This window comes from Gandjariella thermophila (genome assembly GCF_005405885.1).
In the GTDB taxonomy this organism is placed as follows: domain Bacteria; phylum Actinomycetota; class Actinomycetes; order Mycobacteriales; family Pseudonocardiaceae; genus Gandjariella; species Gandjariella thermophila.
Genome location: NZ_BJFL01000129.1, coordinates 1 through 1,033 on the forward strand (window position 1 = coordinate 1; position 1,033 = coordinate 1,033).

The following is a 1,033-nucleotide window of genomic DNA, read 5'->3' on the forward strand; positions in this document are numbered from 1 at the left end:
CAAGAACTGGAAGATACTTGCCACCGGCTTTCGAGGGCGCCTCGCCGAGCTTCCGAATGTCATCCGAATCGTCACCGCACTGGAGTTCTACCGACTTGGCTGGTAAGGGCTCTGAATAACGCTCATCGGCCAGAGTGGTTCCGTCGATGCCCGGGGCACCGTTGTTGCGGCGCACCGCGACCCACGCCCGCCACAAGACGTCCCTGCGATAGACCTTGTCTCGTAGCGCGTGAAATCGTCGTCCCGGATCGGCCTTGGCCGACCGGTACAGCGCATGCTGCAAGGCACGAACCGGATCCATCCTGGACCCCAGCGCGGTGGACCTAGCCTCTTCGGCACTCACCGGGCTCTCCTTCCCAACATCGCACGTGAACGAAGCAGCGGTCCTTCCCTCACCGGTGGTTATGTTGTCCGCCCGGCTCGATCAGTAATACGACCGCCTCCGACTCCCTCCCGGCACCCGATCCACTTCCCGGCTCCACACCGGTTATAGGACGAGCTGTCCACGCCACTCGCAGAGCGCTTCGGCCGGGGAGGGCCTCCCCAGTTCCCGCCGCCACCTTCTGAACGTTCCGCACCCTCTTACGCCGGGGAGTCCATCACGGCTGCCCTTCCAGGATCTTCACCGCTTCCATGGCCTTCACCGTGAACCGCCCGGTTCGGCTCTCCCTCAATGTCTAACGACGCGGCAGGTTTCGCTTCCGCTACGGACCGCTCAGTTGCTTCCCCCACAGGGCTTTCGACGCTGGGCTTCGACCCGGCCCGTTTCCAGACCAAGCCGCCAGCCTGCTACCGGGCCTCCTGGCAGCTACCCGGACCGGACTCACACCGGCAGGCGACGACGAGCTTCCGACCAAGTCATGACCGCTGGACGATCACCTCCTGATCGCTGGGCGCACCGGCTGTCGTATTAACAAGTACAAGGTCGCCAGCATCCCGACGTCCGCCGGCCGGGTGAGCGTGCGGGACAACACGCTGACGATCGTCGAGGACGGGCAGATCCACGCCGTGATGATCGAGGACGTCGGGCAGC

At 64.5% G+C, this 1,033-nt stretch carries 1 protein-coding gene; it reads right to left on the reverse strand.

Annotation, left to right across the window (positions count from 1 at the left end):
• A partial coding sequence (locus tag FFT21_RS30205; RefSeq protein WP_225978862.1) for a hypothetical protein occupies positions 1-343 on the reverse strand: 343 nt, incomplete at its 3' end.
• Positions 344-1,033 lie beyond the last annotated feature (690 nt).